Below are 1,606 nucleotides of genomic sequence, written 5' to 3'. Positions count from 1 at the left end.
TTATAAAACCAATCAGAAAGTTTTACCTCAATGCCAATCATTCGTCCGTTGTCTGGATGCTTTTCAACAATCTTAAATGATTCCAAAATAGCAAAATTTTCTATAACTCTCGTACCATTTGTTACAATATTTGTTTCAATTCTAGTCCCCACAAGGCGAGCTAAAGCCATCTCCTTACACACAAGTCTGATATAAGAGTGTAAAATCTCATTATTTTAGTAACGATGACTGAGACTTGGGCAGAAATGGAATTTTGTAATTTAGATTTAGGTGATTCACGGCTTAATAAAAGAGCAGTTAAATTGATAGAAACTTTTGTAAAAGCGCCTAAACTAAGCATTCCTCAGGCTTGCCAAGGCTGGACTGAAACACAAGCGACTTATCGATTTTATGCAAATGAAAATGTGACATGGGAAAAGTTGTTAGTCGCCCATACAGATCAAGTTGAACAGCGCATTATAGTCAGTGAAGAGCCCGTTATTTTATGCTTACAAGATACGACAGAATTAGATTTTAATGGACAAGAAACTGAGGATTTAGGTCGCTTATCTTACGATGCCCAAAGAGGCATGTACTTGCATCCGACATTCTGCATTACACCAGACCGGCTCCCTTTAGGGGTTAGTGATGCGTGGATGTGGGCAAGAGGAAAAAGCAAAGCAGAAGATCAAAATAATCCCACGATAAAAGAAAGTGATCGCTGGATAGAAGGTTATGAACGTGTCGCTGAAATGGCCGAACGTTGCCCTAAAAGTCGGCTCGTTTATGTGGCCGATAGAGAAGGTGATATTTTAAGTCTTATGCAGAGAAGTAAGGCGTTAAATACGCCTGCTGACTGGCTAGTAAGAGCCAGGCATAACCGTAAATTATCAGCGGATGAAACACTGTGGGATAGCGTCGATAAGCAAGAGGTTATGAGTCGCGTTAGTTTTATTAAGCCACGAAAAAAAGGCGAAAAATCGCGACAAGTTCAGCAAGAAATTAAAGTGTTACGCTGCACTTTCCCCGTAAAAGGGAAAGAAGGTATTGAAGTAACTTTGGTTCAGGCAAAAGAAATCAACCCGCCTAAAGGGAAGTCACCGCTCATATGGCGCTTATTAAGCAATCGAAGGGTAGAAAGTGAAGATCAAGCCTGTGAGTTGATTGACTGGTATCGCTGTCGCTGGGAAATAGAAATGTTTTTTGATATTTTGAAAGTGGGCTGCAAGGTTGAAAAGCTTCAATTATCCAGTAAAGAGCGCATTGAAAAAGCCTTAGTCATGGCCATGGTTATTGCTTGGCGGGTGATGTATCTTATGCGCTTAGGTCGCATCTGTCCTGACTTGCCTGCTGAATTAATCTTTGATCCTTTAGAATGGAAATCATCTTATGGTTTATTGGACAAAAAGATACCCAAAAAAGTGCCTACACTGAATGCCGTGTTAAGAAATTTAGCGACATTGGGTGGTTTTTTAGGGCGTAAATCAGATGGTGACCCTGGTGCGAAAAGTATTTGGATCGGTTTTCAGCGGATTCAGGACTGCGTATATGGTATTCAAATGGCCAGAAAGCTAAAAGGCGTATTTTAGGACTTGTGTGTAAGGAGGTGAGCTAAAGCTTCTCGTAA

The 1,606-nt window shown here is 40.5% G+C and carries 2 protein-coding genes; one reads left to right on the top strand and one right to left on the bottom strand.

Features of this window, described 5'->3' with window-relative positions; translation table 11 throughout:
* Nucleotides 1-170: replication initiator protein A (locus tag CDZ78_RS24460; RefSeq protein WP_174664603.1), on the bottom strand; the 170-nt coding region annotated here is incomplete at its 3' end.
* A gap of 54 nt (nucleotides 171-224) precedes the next feature.
* Here CDZ78_RS24460 and CDZ78_RS20155 point away from each other — a divergent pair.
* The gene (locus CDZ78_RS20155) at nucleotides 225-1,568 is read left to right on the top strand and encodes an IS4 family transposase (protein ID WP_087871550.1); all 1,344 of its coding nucleotides are present in this window, start codon (nucleotides 225-227) and stop codon (nucleotides 1,566-1,568) included.
* Nucleotides 1,569-1,606 lie beyond the last annotated feature (38 nt).

Source organism: Bathymodiolus platifrons methanotrophic gill symbiont (assembly GCF_002189065.1).
Taxonomy (GTDB): Bacteria; Pseudomonadota; Gammaproteobacteria; order Methylococcales; family Methylomonadaceae; genus Methyloprofundus.
Note: the sequence above shows the minus strand (reverse complement) of the source record. Positions and strands in the feature narration are given on the sequence as shown.